This window comes from Minwuia sp. IMCC3060, assembly GCF_029909435.1.
Classification (GTDB): Bacteria; Pseudomonadota; Alphaproteobacteria; order Minwuiales; family Minwuiaceae; genus Minwuia.
Genome location: NZ_CP123782.1, coordinates 1103753 through 1121289, shown reverse-complemented (window position 1 = coordinate 1121289; position 17537 = coordinate 1103753). Strand labels below are relative to the sequence as shown.

General features: G+C 63.5%; 16 protein-coding genes and 1 other RNA gene. 6 read left to right on the top strand and 11 right to left on the bottom strand.

From position 1 onward, the window contains the following. Nucleotides 1-134 precede the first annotated feature (134 nt). The 4 genes from QGV54_RS05290 to ssrA all read right to left on the bottom strand — a co-directional run bounded on the left by QGV54_RS05290 (nt 135) and on the right by ssrA (nt 3715). Nucleotides 135-1382: a response regulator gene (locus tag QGV54_RS05290; RefSeq protein WP_281017886.1), complete on the bottom strand. Its 1248-nt coding sequence runs from the start codon at nt 1380-1382 to the stop codon at nt 135-137. Between the two features lie 92 nt (nt 1383-1474). After that, nucleotides 1475-2221 carry a DUF4197 domain-containing protein gene (locus tag QGV54_RS05285; protein WP_281017887.1) on the bottom strand — a complete coding sequence of 249 codons (747 nt, stop codon included), beginning with the start codon at nt 2219-2221 and terminating at the stop codon, nt 1475-1477. 565 nt (nt 2222-2786) lie between these two features. Further along, entirely contained in the window at nt 2787-3302 is a 516-nt protein-coding gene (locus QGV54_RS05280) for a ClpXP protease specificity-enhancing factor SspB (protein ID WP_281017888.1), read from the bottom strand. Between the two features lie 83 nt (nt 3303-3385). Further along, nucleotides 3386-3715: a transfer-messenger RNA gene (gene ssrA / locus QGV54_RS05275) on the bottom strand. Between the two features lie 76 nt (nt 3716-3791). Between ssrA and thyX the strand changes: the two genes are divergently transcribed. The 4 genes from thyX to QGV54_RS05255 all read left to right on the top strand — a co-directional run bounded on the left by thyX (nt 3792) and on the right by QGV54_RS05255 (nt 8229). Next, the gene (thyX, locus tag QGV54_RS05270; RefSeq protein ID WP_281017889.1) at nt 3792-4727 is read left to right on the top strand and encodes an FAD-dependent thymidylate synthase; all 936 of its coding nucleotides are present in this window, start codon (nt 3792-3794) and stop codon (nt 4725-4727) included. A 177-nt stretch (nt 4728-4904) separates the two neighbouring features. After that, complete coding sequence (locus tag QGV54_RS05265; protein WP_281017890.1) at nt 4905-5339, top strand: nuclear transport factor 2 family protein; 435 nt, start codon at nt 4905-4907, stop codon at nt 5337-5339. Between the two features lie 93 nt (nt 5340-5432). Continuing rightward, nucleotides 5433-6962 carry a long-chain fatty acid--CoA ligase gene (locus QGV54_RS05260; protein ID WP_281017891.1) on the top strand — a complete coding sequence of 510 codons (1530 nt, stop codon included), beginning with the start codon at nt 5433-5435 and terminating at the stop codon, nt 6960-6962. Between the two features lie 76 nt (nt 6963-7038). Then, nucleotides 7039-8229, top strand: a complete 1191-nt coding sequence (locus QGV54_RS05255) for a zinc ABC transporter substrate-binding protein (protein WP_281017892.1) — start codon at nt 7039-7041, stop codon at nt 8227-8229. A gap of 5 nt (nt 8230-8234) precedes the next feature. On the opposite strand, the gene QGV54_RS05250 is transcribed toward QGV54_RS05255, so the two are convergent. The 4 genes from QGV54_RS05250 to QGV54_RS05235 form a co-directional block, all read right to left on the bottom strand. After that, nucleotides 8235-8843 carry an ABC transporter ATP-binding protein gene (locus QGV54_RS05250; RefSeq protein WP_281017893.1) on the bottom strand — a complete coding sequence of 203 codons (609 nt, stop codon included), beginning with the start codon at nt 8841-8843 and terminating at the stop codon, nt 8235-8237. Then, nucleotides 8840-9598: an ABC transporter permease gene (locus tag QGV54_RS05245; protein WP_281017894.1), complete on the bottom strand. Its 759-nt coding sequence runs from the start codon at nt 9596-9598 to the stop codon at nt 8840-8842. The genes QGV54_RS05250 and QGV54_RS05245 overlap by 4 nt, the downstream gene beginning before the upstream one ends. Nucleotides 9599-9612: 14 nt before the next feature. Beyond that, nucleotides 9613-10614 (bottom strand): ABC transporter substrate-binding protein, encoded by a 1002-nt coding sequence (locus QGV54_RS05240; RefSeq protein ID WP_281017895.1) that lies wholly within the window; start codon nt 10612-10614, stop codon nt 9613-9615. Between the two features lie 113 nt (nt 10615-10727). After that, nucleotides 10728-11636, bottom strand: coding sequence for a transcriptional regulator GcvA (locus QGV54_RS05235; protein ID WP_281017896.1), 909 nt, complete (start codon nt 11634-11636; stop codon nt 10728-10730). Between the two features lie 132 nt (nt 11637-11768). Between QGV54_RS05235 and QGV54_RS05230 the strand changes: the two genes are divergently transcribed. Continuing rightward, complete coding sequence (locus QGV54_RS05230) at nt 11769-11999, top strand: DUF1127 domain-containing protein (RefSeq protein WP_281017897.1); 231 nt, start codon at nt 11769-11771, stop codon at nt 11997-11999. Nucleotides 12000-12005: 6 nt separating this feature from the next. Then, nucleotides 12006-12488: an OsmC family protein gene (locus QGV54_RS05225; RefSeq protein WP_281017898.1), complete on the top strand. Its 483-nt coding sequence runs from the start codon at nt 12006-12008 to the stop codon at nt 12486-12488. 152 nt (nt 12489-12640) lie between these two features. Here the strand turns inward: QGV54_RS05225 and QGV54_RS05220 are convergent, their stop codons facing one another. From QGV54_RS05220 to QGV54_RS05210, 3 genes are all read right to left on the bottom strand, one after another. Beyond that, on the bottom strand, nt 12641-16216 hold the full coding sequence (locus QGV54_RS05220) for an adenylate/guanylate cyclase domain-containing protein (protein WP_281017900.1): 3576 nt from the start codon (nt 16214-16216) through the stop codon (nt 12641-12643). Between the two features lie 220 nt (nt 16217-16436). Continuing rightward, nucleotides 16437-17180, bottom strand: a complete 744-nt coding sequence (gene fliP / locus QGV54_RS05215; protein ID WP_281017901.1) for a flagellar type III secretion system pore protein FliP — start codon at nt 17178-17180, stop codon at nt 16437-16439. After that, entirely contained in the window at nt 17177-17440 is a 264-nt protein-coding gene (locus QGV54_RS05210; protein ID WP_281017902.1) for a flagellar biosynthetic protein FliO, read from the bottom strand. Before QGV54_RS05210 ends, fliP begins: the two co-directional genes overlap by 4 nt. Nucleotides 17441-17537: the final 97 nt, after the last annotated feature.

Here is a 17537-nt window from a genome sequence, read left to right as displayed (position 1 = left end):
TAGCGAAGCCCTCTTGCTCGCCTGCTCGTCGTCCGGGTCAAGCTGGATCCATGTGCTTCAGACAACGGATTCAGTGCCAGACATTCTATCGAAAGCAACGCGCCGCCAACTCAAGCGAACGAACAGTGTTCGACCTAAAGCTTCACACTCATCCCTTCGGCAGGGGCGGAGCATTTCACCGCCGCCCCCCTCTCCGCGATCATCTCCGTCGCCAGGCGCAGTTTCTCGTCGATGGCGGCATCGTCCTGGGACGGGTCGTGGTGGTAGAGACAGAGTTCGCGGACCTCCGCCCTGCAGGCCAGTTCGACGACCTGGCTGAGGCAACTGTGGCCCCAGCCGACCTTTGAGGCATATTCGTCGTCGGTGTAGGTGCTGTCGGTCACCAGCAGGTCGGTGCCGCGCACGAAGTCGGCAAGCTGGTCCATGTATTCCGGCGAGTGATAGTCGGACTCGGGCAGGAAGAGCTCGTTGTCGGTGATGTAGCAGAAGCTCCGTCCGCCATATTCGACCCGGTAGCCCAGGCAGTAGCCGGGATGGGACAGCAGCATCGTGCGCACCTTCAGCCCGGCGACGTCATAGGTCCCCTCCCGCAGGTCGCGAAAGGTGACACGGGCACCGAACTCCCTGACGGTGATGGGGAAGTAGGCGCCGTCCATCTGCGCCGAGACGAGATCGCCGATCCCCATGGAGCCATGTGACGGCCCCAGGATTTCGTAGTCATTGCCGGTGACATAGAGCGGCGCGAAGAAGGGCAGCGCGTTTATGTGGTCCCAGTGCGGATGGGAGATGAAGATCTTTCCCTCCGTCCGGGTCTTGCCGGCCTTCATCAGGCTGTCCCCGACCTCCCGAATGCCACTGCCGGCATCGAAGACGAAGAACTGGCCGCGGGGAAAATTGAGGGTGATGCAGTTGGTCTGCCCACCATATTTCAGGCTGTCCGGCCCGGGTTTCGGCAGGGTGCCGCGCACGCCCCAGAACTTCACCTCCACGGTGTCGTTCAGGATGCGCTCCACGGTCTCCAGGAACACGTCGCTCTTGATCGGTTTCTGGATGAAGGCGTCGGCACCAACCTCCAGCGCGCGGCGGCGGTCGTAGTCGAAGGCCTTGCCGGAGAAGACGAAGATGCGGGTATCGGCATTCGCCGGATCCTCCCGCAGCTTCTGGGTCAGTTCCAGCCCGTCCATGTCCGGCATCATGATGTCGGTGACCACGCCATCCGGCTTCTCCCGCCGGATCGCCTCCAGCCCTTCAAGGCTCGACTGAAACACCTCGACCGCGTGACCGGCACGCTTCAGCAGCGCCGCCGCATGGCCTGCGGCAACCCGGTCGTCATCAACGATGATGAAACGGCGCTGTTCTGCTGCGCCGAGATCATCTGGCACTGCGGCCCCTCCTGATTGCCTGTCTGCGAAAGACAGTATGAAACGAAACTGTCATGGATACAGCCCTTGACGCGCTGGTTCGTCGAAACGGCTCAGTTCGCGAAGACCTTCTGCAACAGTTCGGTGGTCCGCTTGGCAGGATTGGCGCGGATCGCCGCCTCCTCGACCGCCAGATAATGGAAGATTCCGTCCAGCCCCAGATCCAGCACGTGGCTTGTCAGATCGGCCCTGAGGTCCGGCACAAGCGGCATCTTGCCGAACTGGCCGACCGCATTCTCGTAGACCTGGATCGCACCGACCTCGGAAAGACTCCGGTCCACCACCGGCTCCATTTCCGCCAGCAGGCCGGGCGTCATGCGTTGACGGAAATACTGCGTCGCGGCGTCCTTCGGGCCGTTCAGGATGTTCATGGCGTCATCGATGGTCATGGTGTCGACCGCATCGACAAACAGGTCGCGCGCCTTGACCGATGCCGTCTCCGCAGCACGGTTCAGGCGCGTCTCCAGATCATCGAGCTGGTTCGACATCCCCATGCGGTTCAGCACCTTCTGCGCGCGGGCCAGATTGTCGGGCAGCGGAATGTGGATCAGGCTGTCATTCTCGAAGCCCCCCAGCGCGCTGACCTGGTCGATCACGCGGGCGCTGCCGATACGAAGGGCTTCCTTGAGACCCCGCCCGACCTCGTCCGCTCCCAGCGCGGAACCGGACGATGAACCACCAAGGGACGGGATGCTCTGCGTGGCACCGCCCAGCAGGTTCTTGGCCTTGCCGAACAGGCCGTCCGCGGCAACGGGCGCCGAGAGCAGGGTGATCGCGAGCAGCAGGGCAATCTTGCGCATGTTCATTCTCCACATCACTGGGCCGGGGCCATGATGATCATCTCAGTCACTGACGCATATGGAAAGTGGTGGCGTCTCCGCCTTGCGGAGATACCGCGGCGACCCGGACAGCATGGATTGGGGGGTCGGGGATCCTGATTGCTGCCCGGGTCGTCGGGAGCCCGAGGGCTGATCAAACAACAGCAAGCAACAGGCCAGAAATCCGCAGCACGGGAACCTTCCCGGGAATCCACCAACGGCAGAACAGCCGGGAAACGGAGATTCAGACGCCAGATCGCGTACTTGGCCCCGAATACCAGCAGTCCGGCATTCCCGACAGGTGGTCTGAAGTGTGATGGCCGTTAACATTGCGCCGGCGCGATTGACCCTGCGCAAATCACGAACTGTGATTGCAAATAGACGTGATCGATGCACCGAAACGCGACGGACGGTGCATATTGGGACAGTGCCAACAGGAGATCACAATGTGTCGAGACGGCGCTGCATCGATCTGCCGGACAGAAGACCGAGTCCACGGAACGCCCGCTGATCGCGAACCGGCGGCAAGCCGGTAATCGGTCGCGTCCTAGCTCTTCTTGCGGAACGCATCCAGCGACACGACCTCGCCGGCCTTCTCCTCCGGCGCACCTTCACCGCTCTCTTCGGCCTCCGGAACCTCCGAATCGCCGGACTCCTCCGGCACCTTCATCGGTGCGAAGGCATTGCCGGCGGGCACCACCGACTCGCTGTCGATCTGGTCCATCTGCGGCTCGAACTGCAGACCGAACTGCACGCTCGGGTCGGCAAAGGAGGTGACGGCAGCATAGGGCACATGAATGCGGGTCGGCAGCTTGTTGAAGCTTAGCGAGACCTCGAAGAAGGTCTCCTCCACCTTCAGATCCCAGTACTGGTGCTGCAGCACGATGGTCATGTCGTGCTCGTACCGCTCCAGCAGATGATCGGGCAGTTCCACGCCCGGAAAGCGGGTCAGGAACGTGACATAGAAATGGTGGTTGCCGTGCAGCCCCTCGGTGTTCGCGGCATGCAGCGCGCGCCGGACAACCCCGCGGAGAGCATCCTCGACCATCTGTGCGTATTTCATCGTACCCTCCGAAGTCGCGGGTCTGCGACTGCCCCCCTCTGACACGGTATCACCGCGGGTCTGGCCAGTCGCGACCGGAATTGGGTGGGGGGCTTCTGTTGCCCGGCGCCCCCCGGGCCGCGCTTGCTTAGCTATTAAGCAGCGAGCACCATTTCATTATCATTGGCACTTATCAAAGTTGGTCCGATACGGTGGTACCATGCCGGGCGAAAACCACACCTTTACTACGCACGTCGATCCTGTTTCGCCCCCATCGGGTCCCATCGTCCCCGGCACAAGTCCGGCTGGAGGAGTTGGTGGAGGCGCCGGGCACTGCCCCCGGGTCCGTTACGCCTATTTCGTATAGCGTTTATCGCCATAGTCGGTTGCCCGACAGCCCCTATATGGGCCATTTCGACGGCATTTCCTAGAGGGGGCAGGCGGAATTCGGGATCGTCGAATCGCCAATTGCCCCTATCATCGTGCGCCACGCCACCGGAGAACGCCCAGATGCCGCTGACACAGGACCAGATCGACGATATCGAGCGGATGCGGGCGGAAACGCAGCCCACGCGCCGGGTCGTCTCCACCGCGCTGGAAGATCAGCTCTATACCGCCGTTCCCCTGCTTGATCATGGCTTCGTGCGGGTCATCGACTACATGGGCGACGACAATGCCGTGGTGCAGGCGGCACGTGTTTCATACGGGCGCGGCACCCGCAAGGTTAGCCAGGATGCCGGTCTGATCCGCTACCTGATGCGGCACCGCCACACGACGCCGTTCGAGATGTGCGAGATCAAGTTTCACGTCAAGCTGCCGATCTTCGTGGCACGACAGTGGATCCGCCACCGCACCGCCAACGTGAACGAATATTCCGCCCGCTATTCGATCCTCGACCGGGAGTTCTACATCCCGGAGCCGGCGCAGCTGGCGTCCCAGTCGACCGCGAACCACCAGGGGCGCGGCGCGGTGCTGGAGGGGGAGGAAGCCGCCCAGGTCCTCGACATCCTGCGCAACGATTCCGCGCAGGTGTACGAGCACTATTCCGAGATGCTGAACGAGGGCACGGACGGTCAGCCGCTTGATGCGAACAAGAGCGGACTGGCGCGGGAACTGGCGCGCATGAACCTGTCGCTCAACTTCTACACCCAGTGGTACTGGAAGACGAACCTGCACAATCTGATGCATTTTCTGTCCCTGCGTGCAGATCCGCATGCACAATACGAAATTCGCGTCTACGCCGACGCCATGATCGAGATGATGCGGGCCTGGGTACCGCTGACCACCGATGCGTTCGAGGAGTATCGGCTGGGGGGTATGCACCTGTCCCGTACCGCGGTCGCCATCGTGCGCCGGATGCTGGCGGGGGAGCAGGTAACGCAGGCTGACAGCGGCCTCTCGGCCCGGGAATGGCGCGAAATGATGGGCGCGCTGGGCCGCGACTGAACCGCGCGGCGCTGTCACCCGGCCCCGCGACAGGGACGGGATCCGATCAGATCGCGCTTGCGGTACGGTTCTTGCGTCTCCTAGTGTCACCAAACCATTGACGACCGGCAACCGTACCCGGATGCGGACCGGTGCCGAGTACAGGGAATGCCGGACAGTGACTGACGAGACCCGGACATGAGCGAGACCAGCGGCAATTTCGAGATCGGGGGACGCGCGCCCTCCCTGCAGCAGATATTCGACAAATGGCTGCAGGCCTTTGGCGGTGCCTGGCAGGCGGAAAGCGCCGACGACCTCGCAGGTCTGTTCGACGCCGACGGCGCCTGGTTCGAAAGCCCCTTCGGACCGCCGGTCAAGGGGGCCGAGGCCATTCGCGCGCACTGGCAACAGGCGTTGCAGGGCCAGGCGGACATCGTCTTCATGTATCGGATCCTGGCCACCAACGGCGACATGGGTGTCGCCCGCTGGGCCGCGCAGTTCGATCTGGTCGATTCAGGTGTTCGCGTCGAGTGCGACGGCATCATCGAATGCCGGCTGCTTGCCAACGGTGCGGCACGGGTCGCCCGCATCTGGTGGCATAACCGGGAAGCCCCGGCGCGCAAGGGCAACTGAGCATGCCGTTCGCCTGACACACCCCTGCGCCGATAGTGGCTTGCACTTCGTCCTGCCCATTGCCATGACTCGGCCAACAGGGGAGGAATTTCCATGACGATCAAGGTCTACGACTGGCTGGCGCACCACGCGATGTTCCGCGGCGAACACACGGCGCTGATTGATCTGGCGAGTGACCGCCGGTTCACCTACATCGAAACCAATGACCGCACCGGGCGTCTGGCGACCTGGCTGTCGCGCGATCTCGGTGTGCAGAAGGGTGATCGCATCGCCGTGCTGGCCCCCAACACGACCGATGTCATCGAGGTCCAGTTCGCCTGTGCCAAGCTCGGCGCCGTCATGGTCCCGCTCAACTGGCGTCTGACGGTCTCCGAACTGAGCTTCATCACCTCGGATTCCACGCCGAAGGTCATCGTTCACGGCAGCGAGTTCGCGGAGACGGCGCAGGCAGTGGCGGAGAAGGTCGGCATTCCCCATGTCGTCGAGACCACATGCGACGGCGGCGACAGCGCGTACGAGCGCGGGATCGCAAGCCACACCGAGCCGACGCTGATGGTGGACCTGACGCACGACGATCTGTGGACCATCATGTACACCTCCGGCACCACGGGGCTGCCCAAGGGCGCGATGATCACCCATGGCATGACCTTCTGGAACACGGTCAACCTGGGCCTGCCCCACCGCATCACGCCGGACTCGGTGCAGCTGACGGTGCTGCCGCTGTTCCATACCGGCGGCCTGAACTGCTACACCAATCCGGTCATGCACGCGGGCGGCACGGTGCTGATCATGCGCGCCTTCGATCCCGGAACCGGACTGAAGCTGCTCGGCGACCCGGAGTTCGGGGTTACCCACTTCTTCGGTGTGCCGGCGAACTATCAGTTCATGGCACAGCTCGACGAATTCCCCGACACCGACCTCTCGCGCGTCCAGGTCGCGGGTGTCGGCGGTGCCCCGGTTCCCGTTTCCCTGCTGGAAACATGGGCCGCACGCGGTCTTGGCCTGGCACAGGGCTTCGGCATGACGGAGACGAGCCCGACCGTCCTGGTGCTGGATGCAGGCGACGCCATGACCCGTCCCGGATCGGCCGGCAAGCCCGCACTGCACAACCAGGTTCGGATCGTGGACGAGAACGGCAACGACCTGCCGGTGGGCGAGATCGGCGAACTCTGGTGCAAGGGTCCCAACATCACCCCCGGCTACTGGAACCGGCCGGAGGCCACGGAGGCCGCGATCCAGGACGGCTGGCTGAACACGGGTGACGCATCGCGCTGCGACGAGGATGGCTTCTACTTCATCGTTGACCGCACCAAGGACATGTACATCTCCGGCGGCGAGAACGTCTATCCGGCGGAGGTCGAGAACGTGATCTATCGCCTGGACCAGATCGCGGAAGCCGCCGTGATCGGCCTGCCAGACGACAAGTGGGGGGAGATCGGCTGCGCCGTGATCGTGCTGAAGAAGGGTGCGGAACTCTCCGCTGACGCGCTGACGGCCTATTGCCGAGAGCATCTGGCAACCTTCAAGGTGCCGCGCCGTGTCGAGTTTGTGCAGACCCTGCCGCGCAACGCTACCGGCAAGGTCCTGAAACGGACGCTCAGAGACGATTTCGCGGGGACCTGACGGGCCCACACGAACAGTTTGACGTTCATCGAATGATGTATAAACTTCGCCGCACATCGAAGTGTGGAGAAGACTGATGCTGCGTTCCCTCTTGCCTGCCGTTCTGGCCCTGACACTCACTGCCGGATCGGCGATGGCGGAGGCGCGTATCCGCGTCAGCGCCTCCATCGTCCCGATCCATGGACTGGTCGCTGCGGTCATGGAGGGTGTGGCGGAGCCGGACCTGATCCTGCCGCCGGGGGCGTCACCGCATGGGTATGCACTCCGGCCCTCCGACGCGCTGGCCCTGTCCCGCGCGGACGTGATCTTTCGCGTCGGGCCCTCCCTTGAGGCCTTTCTGAACCGCCCCCTCGCCAATCTCTCGAAGAAGGCGAGAGTCGTCGAACTGATCGAGGCCCCTGGCATGCGCCTGCTGCCCGTCAGGGACAATGAAGCTTTCGAACCACATCACCATGATCACGGAGAGCATGCCGATCACGACGGGCACGATGATCACGAGAAACATGCCGACCACGACGGCCATGATGATCACGAGAAGCACGCCGACCACGACGGCCATGATGACCACGCGAAGCATGCCGACCACGACGGGCACGATGACCACGCGAAGCACGCCGACCACGACGGCCATGATGACCACGAGAAGCACGCCGACCACGACGGCCATGATGACCACGAGAAGCATGCCGACCACGACGGCCATGATGACCACGAGAAGCATGCCGACCACGACGGCCATGAGGGAGACACAGACCAGCATGTCTGGCTGGACCCGCAGAACGCGATCGCCATCGTTCGCCATGTCGCGGACGTTCTGGGTGAAGCCGACCCGACAAATGCCAGCATCTACAGGGAAAATGCCACGCGGACCATCCGGCGCCTGAACGAGCTGGAGTCAAGCACCGCCGAGCGGGTGGCGTCTGTCACCGACAGACCGTTCATCGTTTTTCATGACGCCTATCAGTACTTCGAGAACCGGTTCGGCGTGACCGCCGCCGGTTCCATCGCGATCAACCCGGAGGTCTCTCCCGGTGCACGCCAGATCAGCCTGATCCGGTCCCGCATTACCGAACAGAACATTCACTGCGTACTGGCGGAGCCCCAGTTCAACAGCGACATCGTCGAGGCGCTGGCCAGTGACAACCATGTACACGTTGGTGTGGTGGATCCCGTCGGGACAACGTCGCCCGCCGCAACGGACAACTATTTCGGCATGATGGACCGGTTGGTGACCCAACTGACCACTTGTCTTGGTGCCACCGGCTGACGGTCCTACGCCGTGGAGCGGGATGCATCGCCCCTGTCGAGAACGACATTCCGATGCGCCAGTTCCGCGGCCTCCGCCGCATCATGCGTCACCAGCAGTGTCGTGGTCGGGTGCGCCGCCAGCAGGCGTTGCAACAGGGCACGCATCTCCGTGGCGGTCTCCGCATCCAGCGACGCGAACGGTTCGTCCAGCAGCAGCACCGCGGGACGGATCGCAAGCGCCCGGGCAACGGCCACCCGACGCTGCATGCCCAGGGAGAGTTGACCGGGGACCTTCACCCCCTCCCGCGCCAGCCCGACATCAGCCAGCCACTGCTGCGCCTGCGCAGGCGTGATGCCGCAGGCCAGACACAGGTTCTCGCTGACCGTCCGCCAGGGCAGCAGGCGTGGTTCCTGAAACACATAGCCGACCCGGCTGTCAGCGGGGGCCGGTGAAACCTCCCCCTCGAAGGCAAGGTCCAGACCGGCGATGATGTTGAGCAGGGTGGTCTTGCCGACGCCGGACCGACCGGTGATGGCCACGACCTCCCCGTCCGCGACCCGCAGGTCCAGATCCCTCAACACCACTGCATCACCAAAACGCTTGGCGCGGATATGGATGTCGAGGGCGCTCATGCGTGCCGCCACCGGTTGGCGCGCCGTTCCAGCGGTCGCAGGATGCCCCATTCGACGATCTGCATCACCGCGATGAACGCCAGCGCATAGGCCAGGATCGCGTCGATCTCGAACAACTGGAAATGCAGGTGCAGCTTGAAGCCGACGCCGGAGCCCCGGCCGAGCAGTTCGACCACCAGCACGATCTTCCAGATCAGTGCGATCCCGGACCGGGCAGCGGCGGCCAGGAATGGTGCCATCTGCGGCAGGATGACGTGTCGCAGCGTCTGCCCGCGCGTGAAACGGAACACCCGCGCCATCTCCGCCAGTTTCGGGTCCAGCGCCCGCGCGCCTTCGCGAACCGTCACGACGACATTCGGCACCTTGTTCACGGTCACGGCCAGGATTGCCGCCACCTCCGTCAGGCCCAGCCAGACATAGGCCAGGATCATGACAACCAGCGCAGGCAGGTTCAGGAAGAACACCAGCCAGAGGTCCAGGAACCGGTCCGCCGAGCGGTTCAGCCCCATCCACAGCCCGATCATGATGCCCAGCGACATGGCCAGCACGAAGGACAGCAGCACGCGATAGAGCGTGACCCCCAGTTGCCGGAACAGTTCCCCGCTCGCCGCCTCCCGCGCCATCACGTCGAACACCTGCACCGGCCCCGGCAGGGTCAGCGGGTCCGTCAGCGCGGCAGCGACGACCCAGAGGGCCAGCAGGCTGCCGAGCGAGAGGATCCAGACAAGGCGTCCCTTTGACGGCGGACGTGGCATGCGGGGCCTGGCGCTCAGAAACGCGCGGCCGGGTGGAAGGCGGCGGCATCCAGTGTCGTCGCCTGCCCGACAAGCTGCGTGCCCCCTGCCCCGGCGAGCAGGTCGTACAAGGTGCGGGCTGCATTGATCTCCGCATCACCGAACCCCGCAGGTATTCCGGCCCGGAACCGGGCTTTCAGGGTCTCGAAGACCGCATCGTCGCTTGCGCGCATCAGGGGGCGCAGGGGCAGCCATGCCGCATCATCATTCGACAGGACGTTCTTCGCGGCGCGGGAGGCACGCAGGAAGGCGGCTTCCGCCTCCGCTCTCGACCCGTCCGTGTCTTCCCGAAACACGTAGCCGACAAGCGACGTGCCGGCGGAACCACCAAGCCCGACAACCATGTCGTCCATGTCCGCCAGCCTGCGATGGCCCGCGGCCTCCAGCCGGGCCGCGAAATGCCAGAACGTGATCAGGGCATCCAGTTGCCCCTTCATGAACTGCTGTTGCAGCAGGGGTGGCGCGCCATAGACCGGGCTGGCGGCATCGGCAGGGTCAAAGCCATGGCGCTGCTTCACCAGGGAGCGCAGCAGCAGCCACGACTTGTCCAGCGGGCCACCGGCGACACCAATCTTCACACCCTTCAGGTCGGCAATGTCCTGCAGCGAAGAACCCGCAGGCACCATGAGCGCGCCGACGGTGTTGGAGAAGGGCGCGAAACGCAGCATCCGGCCGGACGCGCGCTGGCGGGCCACCCAGACGATGTCGGTGACGATGGCATCGACCTCACCGCCCTGAAACGCGATGGCCGCCGCCTGCTTGCCGGCAAACTCCCGCACCTGCAGGTCCAGACCTTCCGCCTCCGCCAGGCCGTGGCTGCGGATGGTCTCCAGCTCCCACGCAACGGTGCCGAAACCCAGCACGCCGAGACGCAAGGTCCGCTCCGCTGCCTGAGCCAGAGACTGTGCAGGAGCCAGTGCCACTGGCAGGACCAGCAGCGCCAGCATGATCCATATGGGAACCGAAGATCGGCGCATGACAGTTACCTCCCCGTCCCCGATCTGTCGCCGGGTGACATTGATACCGCCGACTATAGGGAAGCCGCGCCCCGCCTGTCAGCCTGCATCCTCAGCGCCGCCTCGACACTGCATTATCCCCGGTCCTGCTCCGCGCGGTAGGTGTAGGCCTCCTCGAACAGCCATTCACGGAAGGCGCGGATCATCGGGCGGTCGGCGGTGCGGGGCAGATGCACCAGGTAATAGGCCATGTCCGATGTCAGGGTGATCGGGAACGGTGCCACCAGACGCCCCGCAACGATATCGGCGTAGGCCAGGACATGCCGCGCCAGCGCCACCCCCAGCCCATCAGCGGCGGCCTGCAACAGCATCGCGGAATTGTCGAACATCGGTCCGCGCCGGGGGTCCGCGCCCTCCACCCCTGCAGCCGTCAGCCATTCCTGCCAGCCGACGGGATAGTCGTCATGCAGCAGCGTGTGGTTCTTCAGATCATCCGGACAGCGCAAGGGGTTCGGCCCCTCCAGCAGGGCCGGGCTGCAGACCGGAAAGACCGCGTCGTCGAACAGCCTGTGCACTGTCAGGCCGGGATAGTTGCCCCGCCCGGAACGGATGCCGAGGTCGAACGGCTCAACCTCCAGATCGACGATTCCTTCCGATGTGGACAGCAGCACGTCGATCTCCGGGTGCCGCGCCCGGAAGGACCCCAGCCGCGGCACCAGCCACTTCGAAGCAAATGACGGCATGCATGTGACGCGCAGCTCCGTATCGTCGCCCTGCACCGTGATGCGCTGCACGGCGGTTTCGAGCTGGTCCATGCCATCGCGCACGCCGGGCAGCAGCAGTTGCCCGGCCTCCGTCATCAGGATCTCGCGGTTGCGGCGCTGGAACAGCTTGGCACCGAACCAGTCCTCCAACCCCTTGACCTGATGGCTGATCGCCGCCGGGGTCACGTTCAGCTCCGACGCTGCCCTTGTGAAACTTAAATGACGGGCGGCGGCTTCGAAGGCGCGAAGAGCGTTAAGAGGCGGTAAACGGCGGGCCATGGCGATTCTCGCATATGAGATTTTCTAACAGACTAGCTGAGAAAGCATCGTTTGTAAGTACCCGACCCCGGTTCTAGATGAGCAGGTGTCGCGGCAAGCCGCCGGACACACTCGTACCCAAGGAGAGAAACCATGAGCCGGACCTACACAACCGTCCGGTATGGACAGCCGACCCTGTCCTACCGCCCTCTGACCGCCATTCTGGGCCCGGTGCTGCGCATCGCATCCCTGCTGAATGTGTGGGAGAAGCGCATGGTGGAGCGTCAGAACCTGGCCGAGATGGATGACCGCATCCTGCGCGACATGGGCATTGACCGCATGTCGGCGAACCAGGAAGCTGAAAAGCCCTTCTGGAGGAGCTGATCCGGCATGTCCGACACTGGACATCATACCTATCAGACCGACCTGACATGGACCGGCGCGGCAGCCGGGTTCGCGGATTACGAATCCTATGACCGGACCCACCAGCTTGCCGCGCCGGGCAAGCCTACCCTGACCACCAGTTCCGACCCCGCCTTCCTGGGCCTGCCGGAACATTGGAACCCCGAGGACATGCTGCTCGGCGCCCTGTCGAGCTGTCACATGCTCAGCTATCTCGCCTGCTGCGCCCGCGCCCGCATCACGGTGCTGGACTATACCGACCGGGCCACGGCCACGATGGTGGAGAACGGCAAGGGCGGCGGTGCCTTCACGGAGGCCACGCTGCGCCCGGTCGTCACCATCGCCCAGGCGGACAAGGTGGACCACGCGCTGCGCCTGCACGGCACCGCCAGCAAGGTGTGTTTCATCGCCAGTTCGGTGAACTTCCCTGTCCACCACGAGGCAGATATCCGGGTGGCCGGGGCGGGCTGACAGGAACCTTCTGCGAACGATCAGCGCCGCCCAACCGGGACCCCAGGCGAATTTGCGGAAGCGACAGTTCCACCCGGATCGGGTGCACAGGTTCTGCGTGCATTCGTCATTCCGCGATTTGAAGGGCCGCCAACAGCGTGCCTGAACCAAGATCAGAGGCGCACGGCAACATTTGCCCCAAGTTCCGCGAGCAACGCGCGCGCTTTTGCCTGGTCCTCCGGACAGTCACCCTCTGCGATGCTTTCGTGAACGGGCCGGAGAAGGGAAACGGCTTCCTTGATCCTGCCCTTTGCCTGCCATAGTCGGGCAAGATCAATCGCAGCACGCAATTCCCACAACCTGGCGCTCTGCTGCCGGGCCACATCGAGGGCAATTTCCAGGTATCTTTGTGAAGCTACATTGTCTCCATCGGCCTTGACTATCGCCGCCTGTAGTCGATGAAGGTCAGACAGTGCGTAGGTTTCGCCTGTCTTCTCGATCAGACCCTCCGCCATGGAAGCCAACTCGGCGGCTTCGTCGCCAAGTCCCATCTCCAAGGCAGACCATCCAACACTAATGCGTAGCTGGGAACCGAAGAAAGTGCAGTTGTGGTCGATAACCTTCTGGTCCGCAGACTTGAACCGCTCGATGCTGTTCTTGTCCCCCCGTCTCGCGGCTATGACCTGGCTGAACGAAGCAATATATGCAATCCAGAGCAGCAAATCATGCTCTTGTGCGATTGGTTCGATTGTCTTCATTGAACGCTGGGCTTTTGCGTCGTCACCGACAGCAAGGTAACATAAACTCAGTATTACAGCGGCATAGCATATCGTCTGAACATGTCCTGTTGATTGGGCAAGGCGTTCAGCCTCGGCGGCGTGTGCCAATGCACGCGATGTCTTGCCAAGCGTCATTGCGACGCAAGCCAGAAAGACATGCAGTGACACCCCGATATCCTGCCCGTACCGGTCGGCAAGCCCCGCATGCTTGAGCGGATCGAAATGGCTCAGCGCGATTTCCAGATGATGCTCGGCAACGGCAGTGTTGCCCATGAACCAGTGCGAACTGCCTGCGACCCGATGAGCAACCACAACAGATGAGGAATCTGATGATCGGCCCGCCAGATCCACAAGTGCCTCGGCCGTTCTCAACGCCTCCGCGTGCTGCCCTCTGATCCCGGTAGCCACCCACAAGCCATAGAGGATGGAGTAACGCATCGGCGTCTCGCCCACCCTGTCCGCGAAAGCCAATGCCTGCTTGAACGCAGCTACGGTTTCGTCAGCGCCATAGCCCCTGCGCGTCAACAGCGCCATGCCGAGCGGCACCTGCAGGGACAGGGCGCGGTTTAAGACGAAGCTGTCGCCGGTATCGAGCTGCGGCGTGATCAGCTTGATCGCATGACCAAGATGCGAGAGGGCCTCGTCAAAGGCTGGCCGACCGAGTGCAACCTTGCTGGCCGCTTCCCACAGGTCGATGGCGCGGTCGGTCAGGCCCGCCGCTTCGGCATGGACGGCAAGAACTTCGTGGGCGATGTCGGGGTCCGCCTCCAGAGCCGCCAGAATGCGCACATGGATCGCCCGGCGCTTGCCCTTCAGCAGGCTTTCATAGGCCGCGTCGCGCACCAGCGCATGCTTGAACAAGTAGGTCGCCTCCGGCGGCAGGCCGCGCCTGTAGACCAGTTCGGCGCTGATCAGACCGTCGAGTGCGGTCGCGAGTTCGGGTTCCGGCAAACGGGCAATTCTTGCCAGCAAACCATGGCTGAACCCGCGCCCGATGCAGGCAGCTGTCTGCGCCACTTCCTTGATCGGCTGCAACCGGTCCAGACGCGCCATGAGACTGTCATGCAGCGTGGTGGGAATGGCGATCGTGCTCAACGGGCCGTTCAGTACGAAACGGTCGCCGTCCTGCATCACAGCGCCGGATTCCAGGATCGTCTTGGTCAGTTCCTCGACGAACAGGGGCACACCGTCAGTGCGCTGGGCGATGATCGCCATGATCTCGTCAGGCAGCGCCCTGCCACCAGTCAATTTCGCGGCAATGACGCCGATCTGGTCCTTGCCCAGGCGATTGAGTGCAAGACGAGTGACAATCGGGTTGCCGCCAAAGCCATATTCGAAGGTGGGGCGCGCTGTCGCCAGTATCATGATGGGCGCTTCAGCGATCTCATCCAACAGGGTTTCGAGAAGTTCCAGCGATGTCGGGTCTATCCAGTGCAGATCCTCATAGACCAGCAGGACAGGCTTTTTGGTCGCCTGGCGCACCAGCAGCCTGCCCAGGGCCAGCATGATTTGTGCACGCTGCTGGGCAGGAGTGAGGTCCGGTGCGCCGTATCGCACAGCGCCGTCGAGGCCCATCAGCGGTGCAATCAGTCTCAGCGTGGCGCGGTCCTTGCCCAGCAGGCTTTCGAGCTTGTCCAGCCGCGTTTCCGAACTGTCGGAATGTGCGAAGCCTGCGGCAAGCGCCATCTGCTGCGTGACCGGATAAAACGCGCTGTCGGCGTGATAGGGCGAGCATTGATAGGTCATGCGCACATGTTCATCCTGCGCAACTGCATCGATCACAGCCCGGGTGATGCGTGACTTGCCGATGCCCGCCTCGCCGCTGACGATCACCATCTGTCCCTTGCGTGCACGGGCCATGGCCCAGCGCTCGAGGATCAGTTCGATCTCCCGCTCCCGCCCGACAATGGGCGTCAGCGTTCCGGTCTGGCGCGCGGCAAAGCGGCTTTCCTGCGACACCTCGCCAATGACCACGAAGACCTCGACCGGCGCACCAATGCCCTTGAGTTCCTGTCCGCCCAGCGATCGAACCTGGTAGGCGCCGCCGAGCAGGCGGCGGGTCTCATCGGGCAGGACCAACTGATTCGGTTCGGCGAAACCCTGCAGGCGCGCTGCCAGGTTGGGCGTCTCGCCAACGACCGCGGCTTCCTGCGTTGCCCCACTGCCGATCAGGTCGCCCACGATCACCACGCCGGTGGCGATACCCACGCGCGTTGCCAGCGGTGTGCCGTCGGACTCTCTTGTGTTCTTCACGCTGTCGATGATCGAAAGTCCGGCACGAACCGCGCGTTCCGCGTCATCCTCATTGGCACGCGGCCAGCCGAAATAGCACAGCACACCGTCGCCCATGAACTTGGCCACGAAGCCCTCGTAGCGGCTCACGACACCGGCGACCGTGTTCTGGTAGCTGGTGATGACATTGCGCATGTCCTCGGCATCAATGCGTCCCGCCATCTCGGTCGAACCGACCAGATCGACGAACATCACCGTCAGATGCCGACGCTCGGCGTCTGAGGAAACTGCTGCGGTGACAGGGTTCTGGACGCCGCTTGATGCAACAGCATTCTCGGCTCCAACCGGCGGTTCTTCAGAACCGGCCGAACGCTGAATCGCCCCCCAGATTCTTCGGCGCGGACCAAGCGGCAGCCCAAGTTCCACCAGATCGGCCTCTGCCAGATCAGGCAGGGTTTCAAGATCGATCTCGGCCTCTGCAAACACCGACGCAAATCTTTCCAGGCCGAGCCCGGACAACCATTGATTGATATCCGACACGTCGCCCCCTTTCCGAGGGCGCCCGAGATTGCGTTTGCGGGTCAGTACCCAGTCGACGAGACAGTACATGATGCGGCCAAGGACAGGTAGCGCCGTATTGACCTTTTCCGGGCGCTCGATGTTCTGGCCATGATCCCGCAGTTCCGACTGGCAGGTGTTCGCACAATTCGGCCGTACGTGACCGGTCGCAGGCTCCATATGCGGCGATCCAAAGCGGCCGTCCTGTCCGCATTGCTGCCATACGCAAAGTTCTCGGACAGGATCGCAGGTACTGGTTCGAACTGCCGGATCCCGGGCACTCGATCATTCGTTCAACTGACAGAAGCGCATCGGCTCACCCCGCAACCCTTTGGTGACATCCCCGTGGGTGGCCGGGTGGCGAGTGAAAGGGTGCCGCAATATCGAACAGTGGGAAGCGCTAACTCCCACCGCCTCCGACAAAGCTTCTGACCAGGCTCTCCGCGACCAGGTTCCAGCCGTCGACGATGACGAAGAAGATCAGCTTGAACGGCAGCGAGATGATGATCGGGGGCAGCATCATCATGCCCATCGACATCAGCACGCTGGCCACGACCATGTCGATGACCAGGAACGGGATGAACAGCAGGAACCCGATCTCGAAGGCGCGTTTCAGCTCCGAGATCATGAAGGCCGGGACCAGCGCCTGGATCGGCGTGTTCTCCGGCGTCAGCCCCTCCGTGTCGATGCGCCCGATATCGATGAACAGTGCCAGGTCCTTCTCGCGCACATGGGCCAGCATGAAGGTGCGGATCGGGGCGATGGCGCGGGTCAGGCCCTCGCGCTCGTCCACTTCCTCGTTCAGCAGGGGCTGGATGCCGTCGTTCCAGGCGGCCTCGAACGTGGGCGCCATGATGAAGGCGGTCAGGAACAGGGCGAGGCTGATGATCACCACGTTCGGCGGCGTGGTCTGCACACCCATGGCGGAACGCAGCAGCGACAGCACGATGACGATACGGGTGAACGATGTGACGACAACCAGGATGGCCGGGGCCAGGCTCAGCACCGTCAGCATCAGGACAAGCTGCAGCACCCGCCCGGTGAAGCTGCCGCCTTCGCCGAGGTCGATGGACACGTCCTGTGCGAAGGTCGGGGTCGCCGTCAGCAGCAGGCATGCCGCGATCAGCAGGAGCAGGTGCCTCACGATTGCGCCCCCGTGCCGGCGGGGGGCGTGATGCCGGTCTCGATGACCGACTCGCCTGTGGGACCGACCACCAGCAGGTGTTCACGGTCATCACGGCGCACCAGAACCAGCTTGCGCCGGGTATCCAGGCTCTGCACCGCGACGATGCCGATACGGCCGTTGCCGCCGGTGACCTTGGGTGCCAGGCCATAGCGACGGGCCAGCCAGGCGGCACCGGCGATCATGCCGATGATCAGCACCAGCGCACCGAGAAATCTCATGTAATCCAGTATGTCCAAACCTGCGGGGCCTTCTGCCTTTGCCGCCCGGGGCCGCGCATCGCGGTGCCGGAGCGAACGGGATGGGGGCGGGAATTTC

Bases quoted from the DNA above. Each gene is read 5' to 3' on its own strand.
- QGV54_RS05285 (WP_281017887.1), bottom strand. From the start codon at position 2,221: ATGCGCAAGATTGCCCTGCTGCTCGCGATCACCCTGCTCTCGGCGCCC.
- QGV54_RS05280 (WP_281017888.1), bottom strand. From the start codon at position 3,302: ATGAAATACGCACAGATGGTCGAGGATGCTCTCCGCGGGGTTGTCCGG.
- thyX (WP_281017889.1), top strand. From the start codon at position 3,792: ATGCCGCTGACACAGGACCAGATCGACGATATCGAGCGGATGCGGGCG.
- QGV54_RS05265 (WP_281017890.1), top strand. From the start codon at position 4,905: ATGAGCGAGACCAGCGGCAATTTCGAGATCGGGGGACGCGCGCCCTCC.
- QGV54_RS05260 (WP_281017891.1), top strand. From the start codon at position 5,433: ATGACGATCAAGGTCTACGACTGGCTGGCGCACCACGCGATGTTCCGC.
- QGV54_RS05255 (WP_281017892.1), top strand. From the start codon at position 7,039: ATGCTGCGTTCCCTCTTGCCTGCCGTTCTGGCCCTGACACTCACTGCC.
- QGV54_RS05250 (WP_281017893.1), bottom strand. From the start codon at position 8,843: ATGAGCGCCCTCGACATCCATATCCGCGCCAAGCGTTTTGGTGATGCA.
- QGV54_RS05245 (WP_281017894.1), bottom strand. From the start codon at position 9,598: ATGCCACGTCCGCCGTCAAAGGGACGCCTTGTCTGGATCCTCTCGCTC.
- QGV54_RS05240 (WP_281017895.1), bottom strand. From the start codon at position 10,614: ATGCGCCGATCTTCGGTTCCCATATGGATCATGCTGGCGCTGCTGGTC.
- QGV54_RS05235 (WP_281017896.1), bottom strand. From the start codon at position 11,636: ATGGCCCGCCGTTTACCGCCTCTTAACGCTCTTCGCGCCTTCGAAGCC.
- QGV54_RS05230 (WP_281017897.1), top strand. From the start codon at position 11,769: ATGAGCCGGACCTACACAACCGTCCGGTATGGACAGCCGACCCTGTCC.
- QGV54_RS05225 (WP_281017898.1), top strand. From the start codon at position 12,006: ATGTCCGACACTGGACATCATACCTATCAGACCGACCTGACATGGACC.
- QGV54_RS05220 (WP_281017900.1), bottom strand. From the start codon at position 16,216: ATGGAGCCTGCGACCGGTCACGTACGGCCGAATTGTGCGAACACCTGC.
- QGV54_RS05210 (WP_281017902.1), bottom strand. From the start codon at position 17,440: ATGAGATTTCTCGGTGCGCTGGTGCTGATCATCGGCATGATCGCCGGT.